The sequence below is a fragment of the Photorhabdus thracensis genome (assembly GCF_001010285.1).
GTDB classification, from domain to species: domain Bacteria; phylum Pseudomonadota; class Gammaproteobacteria; order Enterobacterales; family Enterobacteriaceae; genus Photorhabdus; species Photorhabdus temperata.
Map to the genome: position 1 here is coordinate 2,164,071 of NZ_CP011104.1, position 21,664 is coordinate 2,185,734.

Genomic DNA, 21,664 nt, shown 5'->3' on the forward strand with positions numbered 1-21,664 from the left:
TTTTATACTTCGAAAAGAAAATATTTAAAATTACATTCATTGGGTTAATAGAAATATGTACTATTTAAATTTAGTAATTCAATATTACATTGATGAGAATTTCCTATCATAGATTTATCTATTGTATTTTCTGGGGATATATTTTAACGCTGGTGCTAATTTAGGAATAATTGTAGTTCTATTTTCCATTCCTTTAGCAATAATACATTAACAATTTAATAGAATAATTAAAAGAAAGCTCTATAGCAGAGCATCTTAATGATTGGATAAAACCAAATATCCCTATTTTTGGCAGAGTTGAAAAACAAAAAAACTGCTCTGATATATACCCTATGGATTTCAAGATGGATCGCGACGGCAAGGGAGCGAATCCCCGGGAGCATAGATAACGATGTGACCGGGGTGAGCGAGTGCAGCCAACAAAGAGGCAACTTGAAAGATGACGGGTATGTTCTCAATCACGCATTACCATAATGTACCCGTTCCGGTAACCAGCGTTCAATCAAGGCACGGGCATGTTCAGGATAGTGTTGGTGAATATGCCGGGCAATACGCTGAACTTCCGGCAACATTCCCTGATCTCTTAGTAAATCAGCTACCTTAAGTTCCGCATTCCCAGTTTGGCGTGTTCCTAATAACTCCCCGGGGCCGCGAATTTCCAGATCTTTTTGTGCGATAACAAAACCATCGTTACTGTCTCTAAGCACTTGCAGGCGAATTCTGGCGGTACTGCTCAGCGGCGTTTTGTAAAGTAGAACACAATGAGAAGCGATAGCGCCACGGCCAACTCGGCCACGTAATTGATGAAGTTGCGCCAAGCCGAGCCGTTCCGGGTTATCAATAACCATCAAACTGGCATTCGGCACATCCACGCCCACTTCGATAACCGTTGTGGCGACCAGAAGCTGTAATTCTCCACATTTGAAAGCCTCCATCACTGCCTGCTTTTCTGCGGCTTTCATTCGGCCATGTACCAACCCGACTTTTAATTCCGGCAAGGCGAGAGTCAGCTCTTCATTGGTGACTTGCGCGGCTTGAGCTTCCAGCACATCGGAATCCTCAATTAGCGTACAAACCCAATAGACTTGTCTATTTTCATCAAGACAGGCATTTTTGATCCGTTTGATAACCTCTTCACGGCGTGTATCCGGGATCGCGACAGTGGTTACTGGTGTCCTTCCCGGTGGCAATTCATCAATAATAGAAGTATCGAGATCGGCATAAGCGGTCATGGCTAAGGTACGGGGAATCGGGGTTGCCGTCATAATCAATTGGTGGGGATGAAAACCCTGTTCACATCCTTTTTCCCACAAAGCCAGACGTTGATGAACACCAAACCGATGTTGCTCATCAATAATCACCAGCGCCAGACCGGAAAACTTCACTTGTTCCTGAAACATGGCATGCGTACCAACAATCATGGCGACCTGACCGCTGGCAATGGCTTCCTGTTGTTTCTGACGCGCTTTCCCCTTTTGCTTACCGGCTAGCCAGCCGATCTGAATCCCCAAAGGTTCCAGCCATTGCCGGAAGGTATTTGCATGCTGTTCTGCCAGTAGTTCAGTCGGTGCCATCAGGGCAACCTGTTTGCCATGAGCAATAACCCGTAACGCAGCCAGAGCAGCAACTAGGGTTTTTCCTGAACCTACATCGCCCTGAATCAATCGCATCATCGGAACATCTTTTGCCAGATCTTGCTCAATTTCCGCTACAACCCGTTGCTGCGCATTAGTTGGAGAAAATGGCAGACGGTTGAGGAATTGCTGTTTTAACTTGTTTTCAGTCGGCAGCGACTGAGCATGATGGTGTTGTGCACCCGCTCTAACTTCTAACATACTCAAATGATGAGCCAGAAGTTCTTCCAGGATCAGACGGCGGTGAGCCGGGTGTTTGCCGGTTTCCAGATCAGCCAGCACAATATCTGGTGTGGGACGGTGCAGAGTATGTAATGCTTGTGGCAGGCTGATCATAGAACGGCTTAACTCTCCCGGCAGGAGTTCGTTGATCACACAGGTATCAAGCAATTGCAGGGCCTGCTCAATCAGCTTACGGAGAGCCGCCTGACGAACACCTTCCGTCATAGGATAAATAGGCGTTAATGTTTCTTGAAGACGTACATTTCCAGCATAATTTTGAATCTTATATTCAGGATGAATAATCTCCGCTCCCTGACTACCTCTTTTGATTTCACCGTAAGCAACAACCTGCTTCCCTTTTGCCAGATTGTTTTTCATTGCCGCAGAGAAATTAAAAAAACGCAGTGTAAGTACACCAGTGCCATCACTGATTTGGCAGGTCATCATCCGGCGGCGGCCAAAAATAACATTGGTATGGAGAATTTCACCGGTGACTGTGGCATGGATACCCGGTAAAAGATCATTAATCGTATAAAGGCGGGTCTGGTCTTCATAACGAAGAGGGAAGTGCAATAGCAGATCCTGCAAGTTGATCAGGCCCATTTTTGCCAGTTTAGCTGCCTGACTTGCTCCGACGCCATGCAGGGAAGTTAAAGGGATGGCATCAAGCAGTTGGCCTTTCATACAATTTCTTCTCTCCATTGATTGCTTGACAGTTCGTCATGTTTCATTAGTTGCGAACCGGTCTTGCTTATTTTCCATAATAATACAGACCGGGTTAATGTAATCAACGTAATATTTTCCTAATAATTGGTTGAAAATCATGTCAATACACTGCGGGTAAGCATCTGTAATCATCAAGGTTATCAACCAAATTTAACAGCACGCTCCCGTAATGATGAAAAAATAATCAAAAAAAGGTGTTTAAATCCTACCTCTCATCTGTATAACCCTCTGTGGCCCCGGTGAACAACATACCATTTGGGCAAATTAATGGTGTGTATTTTATTCCCAGGTTCTGTCTGTTGCTGGCTTATGTCTCGAAGTTGGGAACGATTCTGTCAGGGGGAATAATAGCCGGGTTATGCTATCAATATGTTTGGAGAAATAGTCATGGGCCAAAGAAAATATCTGACTCAGTCGGAAGTAGAAAGCATGCTGGAAATGGCGAAAGTCGGTGCTAATCCAGAGCGGAACTATTGTCTAGTGTACATGAGTTTTATCCATGGTTTTCGTGTCAGCGAAGCCAGACATTTACGGTTATCTGATATGGAATTGAAAGAGCGATGCCTGTATATCCGGCGGTTAAAAGGAGGATTTTGTACTAACCATCCTCTGTTGCTCCGTGAAGTTCGGGCGATTAAGTCATGGCTCAAAGTGCGCAAAACTTTCTTGGGGGCAGATAGTGATTGGTTGTTCTTGTCACGCTCTGGGAAGCCACTTACGCGTCAGCGGATTTACCAGATTATTAGTCGATTAGGGCAATTGGCGAATATTGCTGTCGTTCCGCATCCGCATATGTTGCGTCATGCCTGTGGTTTTGCCCTTGCAGACCGGGGAGTGGATACCCGACTGATACAAGATTATCTTGGACATAAAAACATTCGTCACACTGTACGTTATACAGCGAGTAATGCTGAACGTTTTCAAGGAGTTTGGGGCGTGAAAGGCAAACGTTAATCACTACAATTAGGACCATTTTGACAATTGAGATACATCAACCACGAAACTATACTGAAACTTTTCTAATAAAGAAAGATACAGAATTGTATATCTTTGTAAAGCATTATGTATTCTAACACAGCTATACCAAAATAACCTAATTTTTCCCTGCAATACCTTAAAATACCTCCTTTCCCAGGTTCCTTTTTTGAAATTGTTGCTCTTATTTTTAGGATTCAACAATAAAATATTCTTAAATTTTGTGAGTGGTCATTGAATTATTTTATATGTGGCGAATTTTTGAACATAAATTCTAATGTGTATCTCAATTGTCAAAATGGTCCTAATTGACAATTTTATGTACAGCTAAGTGTTGCTGATAATCAGCAAATGGTATGTAAAGTTAAGTCTGATTTTTGTTCTATAGTTAAGCGGGATTAATGAAATGAAAAAGATATTAAAGATAAGCGTCGTGGCGGCGTTGGTTTTGGGGGCAGCTTCGGCTGCTTTGGCAGATGAGGTGGTGAATAAAGGGGGGCATAATGCCACAGTAACTGTTACTGGTACTGTCTCGGATGTGACATGTGACATTACCAGTGGTGTAAAAAACGGTGATGTGAGTTTGGGTAACCATAAGCCAGATGAATTCAAGACTGGTGCGGATAAATTTGCGGGCATGCGTGTTGTTAATGGATATGAAACTTTTACTGTTGGTGTCAGTGGCTGTGATGGTACTGTTACGGCAAAAAAATCACTTAAGCTGCTGGTGTCAGGGACTACGATAGCAACAAGCACTGACATATTTAATGATGGTCAGGGTAATGCGGAGGGGCAAATTCCAAATGCGGGTGTTGCATTAACCTATAAGGTTGATGGTTCTGCTGATGGAACGGAAGAGCTTCTTAAGAAAGACAGCCGTATCGTATTAGCTTCACCAAGTGGTACAACTCCTCAAGCGGCAGACTTTAATAACAAGTCTGTGGTCTTTAAAGCTTATATGGCGTCAACGGTTGATAAACCATCTCCTCAGCACATTCATGCTCCTCTTAACTTTTCCATAGCGTATGAATGATTGTTGATTCAATAACCAGCCTGAGGAGCCTTTCTTCAGGCTTCTTCGATGAAAAATCCTAGATGATTGGATGATGCCTTTTATTAGGCAACTACTGGCTGGTTGAGCCAAGATATGAGAAACAAAAAATGATTAATAAACTCCGACTTCCTAACATAATAATAAAAGGCTTGGTATTGAGCGCGTTTTTGTTCGCGCCACAGAGTCTGGCTGAAGGCGGGTTTGGCATCAATGCTACACGTATTATTTTTCCACAGGATAAAGCTGAAACAATAGTCTCGGTGCGCAATACAACAACCAATATCCCTTACCTAGTGACAACTAAAATTACTCGCACCGTTGATGGCAAGGGTAAAACACCATTTTACGTCACGCCTCCTTTATTTCGTTTGGACCCTAAAGGAACCAATGTCCTGCACATCTTAGGTGATACCAGCAAGTTGCCGACTGACCGGGAGAGTGTCTTTTATTTTAATGCTGCTGCTATTCCCAGCAGTAAGCCTTCTGGGCAGCGTCTTGAAGGTGACAAGATTGCGGGTGGAGTAGTCTATGCCATCGGCAATACCATCAAACTATTTTATCGGCCAACGGGGTTAGTGGGTACGCCAGAGCAGGCATACAAAGCGCTGCGTTTTACCCATGCTTCCGGGGGCGTTCAAGTTAGTAATAATTCGCCTTATCACATCAGTTTTACCCAGATTAAAGTTGATGGTGTGCCGGTGAAGTTTTCTGACAGTCATCCACAAATGTTGGCACCTTTCAGCACCCATGTTTATCCCGCTCAGAATAGTCAGAATAAAAAGAAGGTGGAATGGGCGGTGATTAGCGATCTCGGCGGTGGAGAGAACTTCGATGGTGAAATTCAGTAAAGCCGATATCTCAAGGGTTCAGCATCTACGCAGGTACCTGAATTACATCGGCATGGGTGGGGTTCTGTGGCTCTCTTCTGGTCCCTTGTGGGCAGCGAATTCTGTTGGGGCCACATTTAGGGCCGAAATTACGCAAGGCACGTGTGATGTCATTGTGGACAGCAATAATATCGAGCTGGGCATAGTGCAGTTTGCAGACTTGGTATTAGGAAAAGTTAACAGGGAAATTCAGATTACGCTGAGAAATTGCACGAGTGTGGTCAATAGCAACAGTATTACTCCCACGATTACCGTTACCGGAAATCATGTTGGTACGAATGATAAGAGCTTGTTTCGTGATAAAGGGGCAGATGAAAAAAACGAAGCTTCAACGGCAGTGGGCATCACTGTGCAATTGAAGAAGTTTAGTGGAACAGAATGGTCCCCAGATTTAAAGGACGATGAACCGTTTCATCTGGCTAATAAAGGCACAATCGTAAACGATAAAACGCCTACTGTGCCGGTGAAATTTTCACTGGTATGTGCTTTGGCAGGCGGGCAGACGGTAGCGGTCTGCAAAAAGGCAGGAAAAATCAAGGCTACACTGACGTTTACGTTTAATTATCGTTGATGTATCGGCATTGCAGCGTGATATCGCGTTAACAGAAGAGTGATAGGGTTAATTTGAGGTGAGCACGATGTTTGGGACAGCGACAGAACAAAAAAAAAGCAGGCTGAATGACCCGTCGACCTTCCTGCCCAAGGGTAGAAACCCGGTATTGCAGGTTGTGATGCGCTGCTTCTGCTGGAGTTCTGTAATGGTTCTGCTGTTCTTGGCAAGCAGCGTCATGGCTGATGACTCCAAGACCGGGCCCAAGTACCCACCGACGATCACGAGTGGGGTAGACGTAATACTGCGTGTAAGTGTTTTTCCTGATCCTTGTGACATAGAGATCGGTGGTGGTGATATGAAGGGTTCGGAGCTGAATTTTGGTTCCCTGCTGGCGGCGGAGGAGTTTAGTCATGAAGGGGATGTATCAGCCCCCAAGTCATTTAAGCTGAAATTAACGAATTGTGGCGATCCGGAGAGTCTCGGCCTTACACCCAGGATCACTGTATCTGGAAATACCATCGACGGTGAATATGGTTCAATATTTAGTGATCCTAGTTCCGGTGATTCTGGTACCTCTGAGGGGCTGGGGTTTATTATTTTAATCGAAGAAAATGAGAAGAAGAAAATAGGGCTGAATGATCACTTGTCAATCAATCATCAGGAAATGGAGTTCCCGTTCCAGGTTGAATTTGATGAGGGCAGTGTTGAGATGTATGTAATGGTAGCAATCGCACGTGGAAGAGATAGTAAGATTATTCAACCCGGCACGCTGATTGCGCACGTCACATTTACATATTCTTATCCGTGAGGTGTGATTTATCACGGATGATAAAAATTGGGAGAGGCGGAAAGAATTAGATGAAAACGAAAAATAGCAACCTTATAAACAGTGAATTAATGGCATATCACAGCAGGGCAAAATATGTGTTGCTCTTCATGATGCTGATTGGATGGACCATCGGTTGTGTGACGACTTTTCCAGTGCAGGCGAAGGATCCAGATACGAATCGTACAATCAATTTCAGAGGCATGTTATTGCCTCCGACCTGTGTGTTGAGTGTGAATGGATCCAGCTTTGCCGGGGTTTATGATGATGGTTTCGCTCCGGTCTATGCCAGTGAACTCAGAAATAGCAAATATATCGCAAGAGATCCCTTAGAACTGAACTTTATGTTTAGTGACTGTGATCTAGGCGAATCAAAACCCGCTTTCTACATATGGAGTGATGCGCCTGCCATAACAGATCCGGAGCTTTTCATGGATGGTTCTTCTACTGCCAAAGGAGTAGGAGTTAGGATATTAGACGAAAAAACTAACAAGTTTGTACAGGTAAGGGATGAGACTGACCCGTATAGGGTAGACCTCTCAGACAGTGTAAAAGGAAATGGTGGGAAATTGGAGGGAACAATGAGGAGGTTCAGGGCGTATGTGGGAGGTGTGGGCGATGAAAAGAATCCAGCAACGTGTAAAACAGAGAGTAACGATACCAATGTATTATGCGGAGGAATAGCGAATGTGAGTATACATTTTGAGTTCGTGTATCAGTAGATGGTGTTAAGCCGGGTGTATTCAAGGGATTTTATCTGATTCTCTGAGATGAAGTGGGATATATGAAAAAGATGATAGTCATGGGAATGCTGGCGATATGGGCGGTTATGGCATCGTCACCAGCACATGCGGGTCTTATGTTGAGGAAGACACGTATTATTTATCATCAGGGCGACAAGGTGCAAAGCATGTCATTGCAGAATTCAGGCGATGAGGTGTATCTAATACAAGCTGCTGTGACTCCGGGAGATAACTCAAATACCCGTTCATCGGAGTTTACCGTGTTGCCTCCGTTGTTTCGTATGGAGGGTAATAGCTTGAACGTGATGCGAGTTATACGTACCGGCGGTGATTTCCCAGCTGATCGTGAGTCTCTGTTTCGTTTTCGTATTAATGCGATTCCGGCGAAGAAAACACTAGATGAGAGCAAGGCCAATGGCAATGGAAAACCAGGAGAGATTGGTGCATCTCTGTCTATTGCGCTGGGGATGAATATTAAACTTATCTACCGGCCAGATAAGCTGCCGATGACACCGGAGCAGGCCTATGGCCGACTGACATTTATACGAGCAGGCAATACTGTCGTAGTGACTAACCCAACACCGTATTACCAGACTTTTGCCCAATTGAAATTTGATGGCAAGGCAGTAGATCTTAACAAAGCCCCGTCAATGTTGGCCCCTTTCGGCCAGATGACTTTTTCCTTGGCAGGTACGGCGGGAAGTAAAGTGACATGGTCGATGATCACCGATGCCGGTGGAGTGAGTAGACTACAGAGCGGTACGTTACGGGCCGACTAAGTATGTTTTTATATTTTGAAATTGGAAGAGCATGACATGGTGGAGCGTAATATTTCAATAAAACAGATCGTTATAACTGTGTCATGTGTTCTGGCAATAATATTACCGGTATTGCCACTCAGGGCAGCAGAGAGTCTGAAGGGGTTGTATCTCAATGACACTCGTGTGATTTATCCTGAATCATCCAGCAACGGAGTCTCTTCGACACTCATTAATAACAGCGACAACAATTATCTCATTCAGTCAATCGTACAAGAACTAAACCCAGAGACCGGTTTACCGCTGGGGGCTAAGGCACCATTTATCGTTATTCCGCCGATTGCGAAGGTGGGGGCAGATGAACGGCTGGTGTTGAAAATTCTTCGTATTGGTGGGGTTTTGCCGAAAGATCGAGAATCTCTGTTCTTTCTGAATCTGCATATGTTGCCTTCTGAGAAACAATTACCAGTATCTAGAGATGGCTCTGGCAAGATGAAAATGGTGACAGCTCTGGCGGTGAAATTGTTCTACCGTCCTGAAGGGATACCAAAAGAGGGGGTTGCCGGTGCGGTGAAACAGTTAAGCGCGTCAGTAAAAGAGGATGTCGTGATGCTGACTAATCCGTCACCGTTTTGGATAACGTTGCAGACTTTGCATGTAAGTTCGTTTGCTGTACCGGGCAAGGATTTGTTTAGGATGGTGCCACCCTTTGGTCAGCAGAGCTGGTCGCTGCCGGCAGGTAAAGTGTCTCCTGGTAGTCATGTCACTGTATCGTGGCGTGCTATTGATGAGTTTGGGTTAGACACTGATGAAGAGAGTAGATCTATTGCCGTATCCGGCAGTGGTCAATAGCGATGTTGCAAGATATCGACAGAATAGATATGAGCAATGAACCTCTATATGTTAAATAAGAGATGGTAATTAAGAATGAAAGTGTTGATTCCGGCAATAAGTTGTCGTTCAAAACGGCCGTTTACTTGTTGTCGTTGTGTAAATCAAGGTATTTCTACTTCTCTTACCCTATCAAAGCACCAAATGGGGGGTTCTCTCGTTTTTTGTCGGGTGATGCTGGTATTTCTGACGGGATGGAGCGCTCAGGCAACAGCGCGTGATTATTTTGATCCGGCTTTATTGGGCTTTGGTTCGAATTCCGGTCAACCGGTAGACTTATCACAGTTTGAGACCGTAGGAGGTCAGGCGCCGGGAACTTACCGTGTTGATATCTACGTGAATGGTACTTTTTTTGATACGCGTGATATTACGTTCCAGCGTCATAGCGAGGGTAATGCCGAGCTGACGCCGGTACTTACCCCAGATTTGTTGGAAGCGGCTGGTGTTAATATCAGCGGCATACCAGCGTTGAAAGCATTGCCGGTGGATAAGCCGATAGAGAGTCCGTTGGGTAAATTGATTCCCCAAGCGGCGGCCCGCTTGAACTTTTCCCAGATGCGGCTGAATGTGAGCGTACCCCAAATAGCGATGAAGCCTTTAACGAATGGCCTGGTTGATCCGAAGTTATGGCAGGAGGGCATTCCGGCTTTTTTGCTGAACTACAGCATCAATGGCAGCCAGAATCAACGCTCACAATTTGGTAATAAACAGACTAGTCAGAGTCTGTTCGGTAACTTCAATTCTAGATTGAATCTGGGGGCTTGGCGTCTTCGTAATACGGCTACTTATTCTTATAGCAGTCAAACTTATAACCGGTATGACTCATTCAATGACGCAGTGAAAAAAACGACCGAATCCCAGCAACATTGGAACTTTCAGCAAACCTATTTGCAGCGGGACGTGGTGGCGTTACGCAGTGATCTGACGATAGGGGATACCTCGACCGGTAGTGTGGCAGGTCAGGTATTTGATGGTTTTCCTTATCGTGGTATTGGGCTTGCCACCAGTGACCCGATGATGCCCGGCAGGCTGAGTGGTTTTGCGCCGATTATCAGTGGGATAGCTAAATCCAATGCTCAGATTACGGTGACGCAGAATGGCAGTGTGATTTATCAAACCAACGTGGCACCCGGTCCATTTCGTATCACAGACTTAGTGGGCAGCAGTGTCGGAGGCGACTTGCAGGTAACGATAACTGAGGCCGATGGTACTCACCATGGGTTCACTCAGGCTTATTCCAGTCTGCCTATGATGTTGCGGCAGGGGCAATTCAAGTACGAAGTGGCCGCCGGGCGTTATTACAGTAGTGGATATGGCAGCGGTATACGTAAGCCGGTGTTTGGTATGGCCTCGATGATTTACGGTCTGCCTGGTAACGTCACGTTATACGGTGGTGGCCTGGTGGCGCAATCGTACCAATCCGCGGCGCTGGGAACCGGGCTCTCTCTGGGCATGATGGGGGCGTTATCTGCGGATATCACGACTTCCCGGACCCGGTTACAAAATACGCCTGACATCCTGCGTGGGGAATCTTACCGCGCTAAATATTCGAAAAGCATGCTGACCACTGGCACGACGGTGGATTTAACCGCGTACCGCTATTCCACACGTAATTACCTGAGTTTTTCGGATGCGAATACTCAAGGCTACAGTGTTTGGGGAGAACTCCCTTCTTGGATGTCTGAGCGGCGACGCAGTAGTTGGCAGATGCGACTGAGCCAGTCATTGCCCGGTAACTATTCTCTGTGGCTCAGTGGTCAGCGGGATAACTACTGGGGAAGCTCTAAAACTAACACCACCCTATCGATGGGATTGAATGGTTCCTTCTACCGTGTGGGCTGGGGGCTTAATTACAGCATTGATCGCATGCGCGGTAACGGCGACTGGCCTGAAAACCGGCAAATTTCGTTGAACGTAAACGTTCCACTGAGTCTGTTTGGCTCCTATGCGGCGCTGAATAATGCGTATGCTAACTATAGTTTTTCCCGTGATAGTACGGGACGCAGTAATAACCAGTTGGGCATAGGCGGATCGGTGCTGGATGATAATAGTCTGTCTTGGAACGTATCGCAGAGTCAGGCGAATAAAGGGAGAGGGCGCAGCGGGTCAGTGTCAATGGGATATCTTGGTTCCTTTGGGCAAGCCAACTTGGGATACAACTACGATTCATGGGGGGGACGTGGTGTGAACTACGGGTTTAGTGGAGGGCTGATTGCACATCAGCATGGCGTTACTTTGGCATCGCGTATTGGTGATGCTGCTGTATTAGTGCGGACATCGGGGGTTGCAGGTATTCGTGTGATGAATTCCAGCTCGGTGACTACTAATCGCTGGGGATATGCGGTTGTGCCTTATGCCCAGACGTACAGCCGTAATAGTATCAGTTTAGATCCGTCATCGCTGCCGGAAGGGGCTGACATGGCACAGGGTAGCAAGAACGTATTCCCGACGAGTGGTGCGGTTGTGATGGTGGATTACCCCGTGCGTATTGGGCAGCAGTTGCTGATGAATTTGACCTATAACGGTAAGCCTGTGCCGTTTGGGGCAATGGCGGGGCTTAAAGGGGATACAGACACAAATCTGGCCGCGATAGTCGGGGAGGGTGGACAAGTGTATCTGAGTGGTATGCCACCCAGCGGGGTACTGAAAGTGAAGTGGGGCAGTACACCGGACAAGCAGTGCGAGGTGGCATTTAACCTGGGGCCCCCTCCGGTAAAGGCGAAGGCAGATAAACGCTGGAATCCAATGAGGCAATTGAACGAAACCTGTCGTTAAGATGAGGCAATGTGTTGTGGTTCTGCACTGACAACCTAATGGGGAAAACCATAATTATTAGGAAGAGGACCCTCTGAAAGGCGGATGTAATCTGGTCGGGATGGGGTGTATCAACGAATGAAAATTTCTAACAGGACAACTGGGAAGTTACTCCCGGTTGGGCAGCCGATGAAGACGAATAAGACATTTATTAACAAGATAAAACAGGATATGAGTTGGATGGTGGTTCATTGTCGCTGGTGGTCGATGCCGATATGGGTGGGGATGATATGCCTATCCATGGGTATCTTTTCTTCTCCCACACTGTTCGCCGCGCCGACAATAAATTGGAATGCTGATCGCGCCATTGACGCTCTGGGGCCTGCTCGAAAGGTAAAGTGGAGTGACGGAATAATCACTTATCCGGCAACGGGTAAAGCGACCTTAAAAGATGTGTTTCCAACACTGTCTATGCAGTGGGGTAGTAGTAAAACGTTGGATCAGGTCAAGTTCCGGCTCAAAGCAGGGCATGGGGAAATTTTTAAAGTCCCGAGAGTGGTTTCAGGCCGTTACGAATGCTCAATTGAAGCCAAATTTACAAATGGTCGTCCAGGAGTAGCCATTCCCAAGGAAAACATGGCGGTGGATATCGATGGTACAGGGACAAAGTATTCTAAATCACCAGTAGCGCTCGTGGCGAGAACTACTGGTAATCAGGATGATGAGAGTGTAGCAAAGGCAGAACTAAGTGACCTTTCTTTTGATGTGTCTTGTCAAGGGGTAAATTTTTCATGGGAGCGAAAGGCCGATGAAAAAGTTGAATTCGAAACCCAGAATGTTCATGCACCTGTGGGTATTTTAATTGATGGAGGGGATTTTATGTGGTGGTCCAGACCAATTCTTCCGACTATCAAAGACCCTGTAACAGTGATATCCCCTCCGGAGTGTATTTTTGAAAGTCAGTCTAGTGAGGATTTTGATTTAGGAGAGATTCGCCGGGAGCCGTCGGACGCGATATTCCCAAAAGAGTTACACCGGGCAACGGTAGAGACAGCTGATGTATTGATAAGTGTTGTATGCGATACACCCAATAAGGACGATACAGGCGTAGCCATTGTGAATTTTTCTACCGAGTATCTCGGTGTTGATGGTAAAAGTATAGTGATGAACACCAATGATAAGACTGGGGGGGGTAAGGACTTCGGTAACGCGTTGGAGATAAAAGTGTTGCCGCGAGTTCTAGGCATACAGACTAAGCTTGTAGGCGGCAACCAGATTGGTCAGCCAGTAACATTTGGTTCAGCGACTGCCCCTAAAAGTGTGCTGGTTTTTAATGTAGATGATAAGTCAGCCGTGAAAAAAATTAAAAAAAATGTAGTGTATTATTCTCATCATTCTTTCAACAGGTTTTCTGTGCAGCTTTGGCAAACGAAGGCGATAGACCCCAAGCTTTCTGGTGAGTTCAAAACGTCTATGGAGGCAACTCTAGTCATGAAATAACGCTGTGCTGGCAAGGTATTTAAATATGGCATGGTGGCTTAGCCGCCATAGGTACTTCATCTCAATAAATCACACTATTTCATTTCTCATGTGGTAACAAATTGACCCGTTAGTCACCAGTGGAGATTAAAATGACAATCAATGTTAATGATTCAATGCTGCTTCAGATAAGCGGCAGCCAGACCGATTTGCCTGGAGGTCAGACTATTACCGGCAAACAAAGTAATCATGGGGATTTTCGGCTGCCAGCCTGTTTGTCTCATTTGAAGGATACACCGTTGTACATGGCAGTCGCGTATTGGGGATTATTGAAGGGGAGTGGATTTACCAAAAGTGAAATCAGCCAGGTGTTCCGAGTGACAGAACGCCGGGCAACAGATGTGATGAATTATATCTACAATGAGCGACGTGATGTGATCGCCTGTGAAAAAGTCTTCTTTCGTGAGAAGCAAGGAAGTCGCCGGCAGATGCTGATTGTTACGGCCGTCGTTGAACCCATGCCTCAGAAGGGTCAGGCGTCGGTAACGAAAACGGTGAAGTCGACGCGCTCCCGGACATCATCACAAGCTAATCATATGCGTACTTGGTTTTTGCAGCGGGCTAGTGGTCCGTTTATCTTCTGAGTCGTATCACACATGAGGCTGTCTGGCGGGACCATGATGGGAGATGAGGTTTTATCGGTTCTGTGTGTGATGCCTTATGGGATGCTGATAAGTCGGATGGTACTGGTTATCGGGATCATATTGTTGGCCGTCTGTGGGTTTTTATTGGGCAACAAAATTCGCTACTCGCGGTATCCCCGTATGCTGTTAGCGTATTGGTGCCGAACATGGATCTTGCCACTGTTATTTATCGCTATCGGGCTGGTATTGATGTTTGGTGTGGATGGGGAGGGTTGGTTAGACCGCATACTGGATGAGGTTGATTCAGTATTGATTGGTCTGTTCTTTGATAACCAGGATGATATGCCGCCAGCCCCATATCCGGCGACGTCATTACCGGTAGATAGCGCTGCTGGCTGTTGACCTGCTGATTTGCACGAGCTATCCGGTTTAGTTTCTGTTACGACTGACTCGCATCACATCCGGCATGATCCGAATTTTGCGCATAATATTCGCTAACTGAATACGGTCTTTAGTCGTGAGCCGGATAAAAGCACAGTAAACCCGGCCGTCTTTCTCTTCGGTATTCATACTCTGAATATTGGAATTGGCTGCATTAATGGCGGCGGTCAGATTTGCCAGCGCCCCTTGATGGTTAAACATGTCCACTTTTATTTCGGCGGTGAAATCGTTATTGATCTCGTGATCCCACTCGACGGCCATAAATTTTTCGGGTTCTTTCTGATAACCACGGATATTACGGCAAGACTCATGGTGGATAACCAACCCTTTGCCGGGACTGATATGGGCGATGATAGGGTCACCGGGGATGGGCCGGCAACATTTGGCAAACGTAATCAGCACACCGTCAGCGCCTTTGATGGGTAATTTACGGGCGCCATTGTTGTGATAGGTATTTGTGGTATTTTCTGGCGGCGCGCCTAGCAAATTACGGGCGACGACGATACTCATGGTATTGCCAAGCCCGATTTCAGCCAGCAGATCGTCTATTGTCGAGAGTTTCATTCTCGTCAATTCTTTATTGATACTTTCCGGTGGAATATCAACCAGTTTTTTCCCACTACCCAACGCGTGATTTAACAGGCGACGCCCCAGCCCAATGGAGTCTTCCCGCTTAAGATTTTTCAACAGTTGACGAATTTTAGCGCGGGCTTTTGAACTGACGACAAAGTTCAGCCAGGCGGCATTTGGCCGGGCACCCGGCGCAGTAATAATTTCAACGGTTTGGCCGCTGGTAAGAGACTGAGATAATGGATATGGCTGGCGATCAACCCGTGAGCCAACGCAGGCGTGACCAATATCGGTATGTACGGCGTAAGCAAAATCAACCGGGGTGGCACCGGCGGGTAATTCCACAATGCGCCCTTTTGGGGTAAAAACGTAAATCTCATCAGGAAACAGATCAGATTTAACACTTTCGATAAATTCAAAAGAGCTACCGGCACTTTGCTGTAGTTCCAGCAGACTTTGCATCCAGCGTTGAGCACGAACTTGCGCGGCGGTACCGGATTCACCTTGTTCTTTATAAGCCCAGTGTGCCGCGACGCCCATTTCAGCCATTTGATCCATATCTTCGGTGCGGATCTGGATCTCGACTGGCACCCCATGAGGGCCAATCAGGGAAGTGTGCAGGGATTGATAGCCATTGGCCTTAGGGATGGCAATGTAATCTTTGACTCTGCCCGGGCGGGGTTTATACAGGCTGTGCATCTGCCCCAAAACCCGATAGCAGATATCAACATTATTAACGATGACCCGAAAAGCATAGATATCCATAATTGAATGAAAACGTTGCTCTTTGAGGTGCATTTTCTGGTAAATAGAATAGAGATGTTTTTCCCTGCCGCTGACTTTGCATTCAATGCCGGCTTCAGTCAGCCTACCTGCGATTTCAGACAGAATTTTCTGGATCATCTCCTTACGGTTACCCCGGGCCGCTTTTACCACTTCTTTGATAACCCGGTAGCGGTTAGGGTGAAGGGCCTCAAACCCCAGCTCTTCTAACTCTGTTTTCAGATGATGGATACCCAAACGATGGGCTAAGGGGCTGTAGATCTCTAACGTTTCCCGGGCGATACGGCGGCGCTTATCTGGGCGTAACGCGCCGAGCGTGCGCATATTGTGGGTACGGTCTGCCAGTTTGATCAAAATGACGCGGATATCCTGCACCATTGCCATGACCATTTTGCGGAAATTTTCCGCTTGTGCCTCTTTTTTATCGCGGAAATTCAGCTTATCAAGTTTGGAGACCCCTTCGACTAACCCGGCAACCACAGGGCCGAAAGGCTGGGCGATATCCTGAAAGGTGGCGGGCGTGTCTTCAATAACATCATGCAACAAGGCGGCCATCAGCGTTTCATGGTCGAGACGCATCTCGGCTAAAATGCAGGCAACTGCGACAGGATGAGTAATGTAGGGCTCACCGCTGGTACGGGTTTGCCCTTCATGGGCATCCCGCGCAACAGAGTAAGCCTGCTTGAGGAGCTCAATCTGAGCCCCGGGCAGGTATTTTTGGGCAAGCTGATTCAGGCTTTCGAACAGATACAAGGCAGACCTACCGTAGATTAACGACGACTTTCCGCGATAGCGGAAACCGCCTGCATTTCTGCGGCTTCCTGCTCTTGTTGTTCCTGGCGTTCACGTACGTCCAGAATTTTACCGTTGATCAGGCCCTCTTCCACTTCACGCAGAGCGATAACCGTGACTTTATCGTTCTCTTCAGCAACCAGAGGATCTTTACCACCTGTTTGCAGTTGACGTGCTCGACGAGCGGCGACCAACACCAGGTCAAAACGGTTACCAATTTTTTCTACAGCGTCTTGAACAGTTACGCGTGCCATATGTGTGCGACTCCACAGGTAAAGAAATGACTGGGCATCATACTGAAACTTGGTTCAGTCTGCCAATAATTTGCTGATTAAAGCATCATGCCGTTGTGCCTGGCGCTCCCGATGCAGGCGTTCTGAACGGATGATGGTGTGCAGATCGGCCAATGCAGTATTGAAATCATCATTAACGATTAAATAATCATACTCGTTATAGTGAACCATTTCTGCAACGGCTTGATCCATGCGTTTTTCAATAATATCTTCACTATCCTGCCCTCGACCGCGCAGACGGCGACAGAGCTCTTCCTTTGACGGCGGCAGGATAAAAATGCTGCGGGCAGAGGGCATTTGTTTGCGGATCTGCTGTGCTCCTTGCCAGTCGATATCAAGAAAAACATCAACACCACTGGCAAGCGTTTCTTCAATCACTTTCCGGGATGTACCGTAATAATTATCAAAAACACGGGCGTGTTCCAGAAATTCATTATTATCGATCATCTGGCGAAAGGCTTCTTCGGTGATAAAAAAATAGTGTTCACCCTGATTCTCACCGGGACGCATTGCACGTGTGGTATGGGAAACAGAAACCTGAGTATCATACAGAGGTTGAGTCTTTAACAAAGCCTGAATCAGGCTTGATTTACCCGCTCCGCTTGGCGCGGAGACAATATATAACGTGCCTTGGATCATGGTGGTATCTTGGTTGATTGGATAATAATTAAATAAGGCAGAATAAAATTCTTATAACAGTATACACGTACCCATTCACACATGTCGCGTTGCCGATGCATTTCCACCGAAATTTTCTTAGGGGAAAAATTGCCAATGGATATTTTGTATCGCCAAGGGTTGACTTCTTTAGTTAAAATTTTGCTCTATGTATTATCACAACTGTTGTTTAATGAAACAAAAATGTTGTATTTGCTGTTTTATGTGTCACCATCGTTTGGTCGAAAAGGAGGCATGGATGAAATACAGTGAGTTCCGCCGATGGCTAATTTCTCAAGGAGTTTTAATTGTTAAGAAGCACTATAATATCCGACGCATTGAGATGAAAAAGCGCGTTATTTTGAGCGTTTTTACTGTCTTAAAAGGGCAGCGCTAACCGCGGCAAGGCCCGATTACGTCTGGCGGCAGTCCATGAGCGGGCGGATCTGGCAATGCCCTTTCTGTCGAGTCGAACATGACCGCGATATCAATGCGGCGATCAACATCCAGCGCAAGGGCATAACAGCATTATAGGCGGCGGGACTTGTCGTTTCTGCCCACGGAGGCCAGCGTAAATCCGTCATAAAGACGGTTGCGGCCTGAGAAGTGGGAAGCCTCGCCGTTTTTTACGGCGGGGAGCAGTCACCGGGTTACAATAAAGAGTATGGCTTAATCGGCAATTAATCGTATTCACCATGTGCTTTAATATCCCCGCCTCCCCAGCCAACTCGTTTGCCATTTGTTCGCAAAGCCGTAAAGGCGCTCCCCGATGAGTCTACGCTGACAATATCCTGCAATTTAGCGATTTCGGGTGGAACAAACCCACCGGTACTTGGCTTCCCCCAGGCAACGACACTACGGTCCGCCCGCAGGGCCGCGAAAGCAGAATTTGTTGCACTCAGGCCGACGATATCGTTCAGTTGAGCAATATCGAGTGGGAGTATGCCACCATTATCTAGATCTCCCCAAGCAACGACACTACGGTTTGCCCGTAAGGCCGAGAAAGCAGAATTTGTCGAACTTAGGCTGACAATATCATTCAGCCGGGCAATTTCTGATGGGATATGCTTCCTATCACTCCTTCCCCAGGCAACAACGCTGCGGTTTGCCCGTAGGGCAGCGAAAGCATCATCATTTGCACTTAAACTGACAATATCATTCAGCTGAGCAATTTTTGATGGGACATAAGTGCTATAACCCTCTCCCCAGGCAACAACGCTGCGGTTTGCCCGTAGGGCAGCGAGAGCATTATCATTTATACTTAAACTGACAATATCATTCAGCTGAGCCATGTCTGATGGGACATAACTATAACTACTGGTCCAACTAATAATGCTGCGGTCGGCTCGCAAGGCGATGAAACTATCATATGCTGAACTTAAACTGACAATATCGTTCAGTTGAGTAATATCAGGTGGGAGTTCGCCACCGTAGCCTGCACTCCCCCAAGTAACGACGCTGCGGTCAGCTCGCAAGGCGGCGAAAGCAGCATATGTTGAACTTAAACTGACAATATCGTTCAGTTGAGCAATATCAGGTGGGATTTTGCCACCGTAGCCCGCACTCCCCCAAGCAACGACGCTGCGGTCGGCTCGCAGGGCGGCGAAAGCAGCATATGTTGCACTTAAACTGACAATATCGTTCAGTTGAGCAATCTCAGGTGGGAGTTCGCCACCGTGGTCCGTATCCCCCCAGGCAACGATATGACCATTTTGTAATAATATGGCGGTTCCAGAGTTATTAGAGTCTATGACGCCATTGCTATCATAGCTGATAGCTTTGCTTCCAGATCGTTGTTTGAGAAAAGTGTCTTTGGTCTCTGTGCTGAATGAGAACTCGTTATGTTGATTCATATTGCTCTCCTGATAAGGCTGTATCGGATTTATTTGTAGGAATTCTGTGCCGCAAAACCTATTTCTTCCCCGTCAAACTGGGTTTCTGCTTAAAGGATGTAAGCACCTGTATTGCGGTATTTGATTTGCTGGCGGTCAACGCAGTGTGTTAACCCGTTCATAACAGGTGAAGAGATTATGAGGATTAACTCAATTTTCAGGCCAGCGTCTCTCCAGCTAAAAAACACATTTACTGATTAATCGTATTCACCATGTGCTTCGGCATCTCCTCCTCCCCAACCTGCCCTGCGGCCATCTGCTCGCAAGGCTGCAAATGCAGAGTTTGATGCGCTCAGGCTAACGATATCCTTCAACTTGGCAATTTCCGGTGGCACATAACCACCGCGACTTGGTTGTCCCCAGGCAACGACGCTGCCATCTGCCCGCAGAGCTGCGAAAGCACTACATGTTGCACTCAGGCTGACGATATCGTTCAGTTGAGCAATCTTAAGTGGTAATGTTCCACCGGTGTCGATGTTTCCCCAGGCAACCACACTGCGGTTTTCCCGTAGGACTGCAAATGAGCCTGTAAATCGCGATAATGAACCTGTTGTTGAGTGTAGGCTGACGATATCTTTTAATGCGGCAATTTCGGGGGGTGGGATTAGGCCACTGCCCATATCATCTTCCCAGGCAACGATGCTGCGGTCGGCTCGCAAGGCTGCAAAGGCATACGGTGTGGCACTTAAACTGACAATATCCTTTAATGCAGCAATTTCGGGTGGAACCACTATTCCCCCCCAGGAAACGACGCTGTGGTCTGCCCGTAGGGCGGCGGCATAATCATAATTGGTAGTTATGCTAACGATATCTTGTAATTTGGCGATTTCTGGCGGGATAATTTCCACACCCCAAGAGACAACGCTGCCGTTCGCTCGTAGGGCCACGAAAGTATTATTTGTTGAGTGTAGGCTGACAATATCCTTTAATGCGGCAATTTCGGGTGGGGTTGGCAAAAAATCCAATCCCCAGGAGACGACGCTGCCATCTGCCCGTAAGGCGGCAAAAGATTGCTCTGTTGTGCTTAGGCTGATGATATTGTGTAGCGATAATCCACACATTCTTGGCAGAGCCGTGTTTAAAAAATCCACTGCTCCCCAAGAGACTATGCTGCCGTCCGCCCGTAGGCCCGTGAAAACATCTCTTATTGGAATTGAACTCACGCTGACAATATTCTTCATCTTATCCACTGATTCTGAGGGGAGTAGGCCATTGATGAATATACCCCAGGTAGACACGCGGCCATCTGCCTGCAAGCCTGCAAATGCAGAGTGTGTTGCGCTTAGGCTGACGATACCTTGCAATTCGGCAAATTCGGCAATTGGTGGCGGGGCTTCCTGTGTATCAAACCGTTTTTTCCCCCAAGTGATCACTCTGCCATTTTGCAATAACATGGCGGTTTCCAATTTAATAGAAATGTTATTTTCCGGTAACGAATCGTCTGCCAATTCAATAGAGACGATGGAGGTATTGCCACCAGAGTTACTTTCTCTGCCTGATTTTAGGTTTTGCTGGGTAAAACGATCACCGGTAGCCATGTTTGATGAGAGATGGTCATTTTGGTTCATATTGGTTCTCCTAAATAAGGTTAATATTGGGTTTGCTTTTACCTATAAGATAAAATCGGTTTATCGCGAGTTAAGCTAGATTTATATTGCCACTGGGTAGCATTACCTGTTATTTGAATAAAAAGATAATAGAAAAACACGATCAGTTTATAATTTTGTGGATGTATTCCAGTAAAGAAAATATCACATAAATTGAGGTGTTATACGAATGAAAGTATTGAAAGGATAACATGAAAAAGTAAACGAATAATATGATTGAACGTGAATGATGTGACTCAGAAGAGTTAAACCCGACGTAATGATATTAAATGGTTAGTGTAAATATTAACAGTTACAGTAATTGGTTATTTACTTCTTATTTGACGTGAGAAGTTATCGCTTTTTTAATTTTTATTGGAAAATCAGTATAATAACTGGAATTGAATATTGTGATATTTCAGGTTGATAAAAAACAAGGTGAATGATAACTCAGTATATTATCCGTATTCATTGGATATTCAACCGGGGATTGTTCCCCGGTTG

Annotated in this window: 18 protein-coding genes and 1 pseudogene; 13 read left to right on the top strand and 6 right to left on the bottom strand. The window is 46.3% G+C overall.

The features are described from left to right. Window positions 1-458: 458 nt before the first annotated feature. Window positions 459-2,540 carry an ATP-dependent DNA helicase RecG gene (gene recG / locus VY86_RS09265; RefSeq protein ID WP_046974753.1) on the bottom strand — a complete coding sequence of 694 codons (2,082 nt, stop codon included), beginning with the start codon at window positions 2,538-2,540 and terminating at the stop codon, window positions 459-461. 429 nt (window positions 2,541-2,969) lie between these two features. Between recG and VY86_RS09270 the strand changes: the two genes are divergently transcribed. The 12 genes from VY86_RS09270 (at window position 2,970) to VY86_RS09325 (ending at window position 14,548) form a co-directional block, all read left to right on the top strand. Further along, the gene (locus VY86_RS09270) at window positions 2,970-3,536 is read left to right on the top strand and encodes a tyrosine-type DNA invertase (RefSeq protein WP_046974754.1); all 567 of its coding nucleotides are present in this window, start codon (window positions 2,970-2,972) and stop codon (window positions 3,534-3,536) included. Between the two features lie 427 nt (window positions 3,537-3,963). Further along, the gene (locus tag VY86_RS09275) at window positions 3,964-4,590 is read left to right on the top strand and encodes a fimbrial protein (RefSeq protein WP_046974755.1); all 627 of its coding nucleotides are present in this window, start codon (window positions 3,964-3,966) and stop codon (window positions 4,588-4,590) included. Window positions 4,591-4,718: 128 nt separating this feature from the next. Then, complete coding sequence (locus tag VY86_RS09280; RefSeq protein WP_046974756.1) at window positions 4,719-5,459, top strand: fimbrial biogenesis chaperone; 741 nt, start codon at window positions 4,719-4,721, stop codon at window positions 5,457-5,459. Continuing rightward, window positions 5,443-6,069: a fimbrial protein gene (locus VY86_RS09285; protein ID WP_238591608.1), complete on the top strand. Its 627-nt coding sequence runs from the start codon at window positions 5,443-5,445 to the stop codon at window positions 6,067-6,069. Before VY86_RS09280 ends, VY86_RS09285 begins: the two co-directional genes overlap by 17 nt. A gap of 67 nt (window positions 6,070-6,136) precedes the next feature. Beyond that, window positions 6,137-6,859: a fimbrial protein gene (locus tag VY86_RS09290; protein ID WP_046974757.1), complete on the top strand. Its 723-nt coding sequence runs from the start codon at window positions 6,137-6,139 to the stop codon at window positions 6,857-6,859. 50 nt (window positions 6,860-6,909) lie between these two features. Further along, the gene (locus VY86_RS09295) at window positions 6,910-7,599 is read left to right on the top strand and encodes a fimbrial protein (protein ID WP_046974758.1); all 690 of its coding nucleotides are present in this window, start codon (window positions 6,910-6,912) and stop codon (window positions 7,597-7,599) included. Between the two features lie 62 nt (window positions 7,600-7,661). After that, a complete protein-coding gene (locus VY86_RS09300; RefSeq protein WP_228985051.1) occupies window positions 7,662-8,399 on the top strand; it encodes a fimbrial biogenesis chaperone in 738 nt (245 codons plus the stop codon). A 36-nt stretch (window positions 8,400-8,435) separates the two neighbouring features. Beyond that, on the top strand, window positions 8,436-9,230 hold the full coding sequence (locus tag VY86_RS09305; protein WP_046974759.1) for a fimbrial biogenesis chaperone: 795 nt from the start codon (window positions 8,436-8,438) through the stop codon (window positions 9,228-9,230). 75 nt (window positions 9,231-9,305) lie between these two features. Next, window positions 9,306-12,044: a fimbria/pilus outer membrane usher protein gene (locus VY86_RS09310; RefSeq protein WP_238591610.1), complete on the top strand. Its 2,739-nt coding sequence runs from the start codon at window positions 9,306-9,308 to the stop codon at window positions 12,042-12,044. A gap of 117 nt (window positions 12,045-12,161) precedes the next feature. Beyond that, complete coding sequence (locus VY86_RS09315) at window positions 12,162-13,523, top strand: hypothetical protein (RefSeq protein ID WP_046974761.1); 1,362 nt, start codon at window positions 12,162-12,164, stop codon at window positions 13,521-13,523. A 131-nt stretch (window positions 13,524-13,654) separates the two neighbouring features. Then, the gene (locus tag VY86_RS09320) at window positions 13,655-14,146 is read left to right on the top strand and encodes a CaiF/GrlA family transcriptional regulator (RefSeq protein WP_046974762.1); all 492 of its coding nucleotides are present in this window, start codon (window positions 13,655-13,657) and stop codon (window positions 14,144-14,146) included. A gap of 33 nt (window positions 14,147-14,179) precedes the next feature. Continuing rightward, complete coding sequence (locus VY86_RS09325; RefSeq protein WP_046974763.1) at window positions 14,180-14,548, top strand: hypothetical protein; 369 nt, start codon at window positions 14,180-14,182, stop codon at window positions 14,546-14,548. Between the two features lie 27 nt (window positions 14,549-14,575). Here the strand turns inward: VY86_RS09325 and spoT are convergent, their stop codons facing one another. The 3 genes from spoT to gmk are packed head-to-tail and all read right to left on the bottom strand — an operon-like array spanning window position 14,576 to window position 17,664. After that, a complete protein-coding gene (gene spoT / locus VY86_RS09330; protein WP_046974764.1) occupies window positions 14,576-16,693 on the bottom strand; it encodes a bifunctional GTP diphosphokinase/guanosine-3',5'-bis pyrophosphate 3'-pyrophosphohydrolase in 2,118 nt (705 codons plus the stop codon). A 17-nt stretch (window positions 16,694-16,710) separates the two neighbouring features. Further along, the gene (gene rpoZ / locus VY86_RS09335; RefSeq protein ID WP_011144672.1) at window positions 16,711-16,986 is read right to left on the bottom strand and encodes a DNA-directed RNA polymerase subunit omega; all 276 of its coding nucleotides are present in this window, start codon (window positions 16,984-16,986) and stop codon (window positions 16,711-16,713) included. 54 nt (window positions 16,987-17,040) lie between these two features. Beyond that, the gene (gene gmk / locus VY86_RS09340; protein ID WP_046974765.1) at window positions 17,041-17,664 is read right to left on the bottom strand and encodes a guanylate kinase; all 624 of its coding nucleotides are present in this window, start codon (window positions 17,662-17,664) and stop codon (window positions 17,041-17,043) included. Window positions 17,665-18,123: 459 nt separating this feature from the next. Between gmk and VY86_RS23275 the strand changes: the two are divergent. Further along, a pseudogene (locus tag VY86_RS23275) lies at window positions 18,124-18,285 on the top strand (zinc ribbon domain-containing protein); the annotation flags it as partial. A 77-nt stretch (window positions 18,286-18,362) separates the two neighbouring features. On the opposite strand, the gene VY86_RS09345 reads toward VY86_RS23275, so the two are convergent. Together VY86_RS09345 and VY86_RS09350 are read right to left on the bottom strand one after the other, a co-directional pair. Next, the gene (locus VY86_RS09345) at window positions 18,363-19,535 is read right to left on the bottom strand and encodes an RCC1 domain-containing protein (protein ID WP_046974766.1); all 1,173 of its coding nucleotides are present in this window, start codon (window positions 19,533-19,535) and stop codon (window positions 18,363-18,365) included. Window positions 19,536-19,771: 236 nt separating this feature from the next. Then, window positions 19,772-21,142, bottom strand: a complete 1,371-nt coding sequence (locus VY86_RS09350; RefSeq protein WP_046974767.1) for an RCC1 domain-containing protein — start codon at window positions 21,140-21,142, stop codon at window positions 19,772-19,774. Between the last annotated feature and the right edge of the window lie 522 nt (window positions 21,143-21,664).

What these genes read in the sequence shown, in the direction of transcription:
- VY86_RS09325 (WP_046974763.1), top strand. Translation starts at nt 14,180, where the DNA reads ATGATGGGAGATGAGGTTTTATCGGTTCTGTGTGTGATGCCTTATGGG.
- VY86_RS09295 (WP_046974758.1), top strand. Translation starts at nt 6,910, where the DNA reads ATGAAAACGAAAAATAGCAACCTTATAAACAGTGAATTAATGGCATAT.
- VY86_RS09300 (WP_228985051.1), top strand. Translation starts at nt 7,662, where the DNA reads ATGAAAAAGATGATAGTCATGGGAATGCTGGCGATATGGGCGGTTATG.
- VY86_RS09310 (WP_238591610.1), top strand. Translation starts at nt 9,306, where the DNA reads ATGAAAGTGTTGATTCCGGCAATAAGTTGTCGTTCAAAACGGCCGTTT.
- gmk (WP_046974765.1), bottom strand. Translation starts at nt 17,664, where the DNA reads ATGATCCAAGGCACGTTATATATTGTCTCCGCGCCAAGCGGAGCGGGT.
- rpoZ (WP_011144672.1), bottom strand. Translation starts at nt 16,986, where the DNA reads ATGGCACGCGTAACTGTTCAAGACGCTGTAGAAAAAATTGGTAACCGT.
- VY86_RS09320 (WP_046974762.1), top strand. Translation starts at nt 13,655, where the DNA reads ATGACAATCAATGTTAATGATTCAATGCTGCTTCAGATAAGCGGCAGC.
- VY86_RS09315 (WP_046974761.1), top strand. Translation starts at nt 12,162, where the DNA reads ATGAAAATTTCTAACAGGACAACTGGGAAGTTACTCCCGGTTGGGCAG.
- VY86_RS09270 (WP_046974754.1), top strand. Translation starts at nt 2,970, where the DNA reads ATGGGCCAAAGAAAATATCTGACTCAGTCGGAAGTAGAAAGCATGCTG.
- VY86_RS09290 (WP_046974757.1), top strand. Translation starts at nt 6,137, where the DNA reads ATGTTTGGGACAGCGACAGAACAAAAAAAAAGCAGGCTGAATGACCCG.
- VY86_RS09350 (WP_046974767.1), bottom strand. Translation starts at nt 21,142, where the DNA reads ATGAACCAAAATGACCATCTCTCATCAAACATGGCTACCGGTGATCGT.
- VY86_RS09285 (WP_238591608.1), top strand. Translation starts at nt 5,443, where the DNA reads ATGGTGAAATTCAGTAAAGCCGATATCTCAAGGGTTCAGCATCTACGC.
- VY86_RS09275 (WP_046974755.1), top strand. Translation starts at nt 3,964, where the DNA reads ATGAAAAAGATATTAAAGATAAGCGTCGTGGCGGCGTTGGTTTTGGGG.
- VY86_RS09280 (WP_046974756.1), top strand. Translation starts at nt 4,719, where the DNA reads ATGATTAATAAACTCCGACTTCCTAACATAATAATAAAAGGCTTGGTA.
- VY86_RS09345 (WP_046974766.1), bottom strand. Translation starts at nt 19,535, where the DNA reads ATGAATCAACATAACGAGTTCTCATTCAGCACAGAGACCAAAGACACT.
- VY86_RS09305 (WP_046974759.1), top strand. Translation starts at nt 8,436, where the DNA reads ATGGTGGAGCGTAATATTTCAATAAAACAGATCGTTATAACTGTGTCA.
- recG (WP_046974753.1), bottom strand. Translation starts at nt 2,540, where the DNA reads ATGAAAGGCCAACTGCTTGATGCCATCCCTTTAACTTCCCTGCATGGC.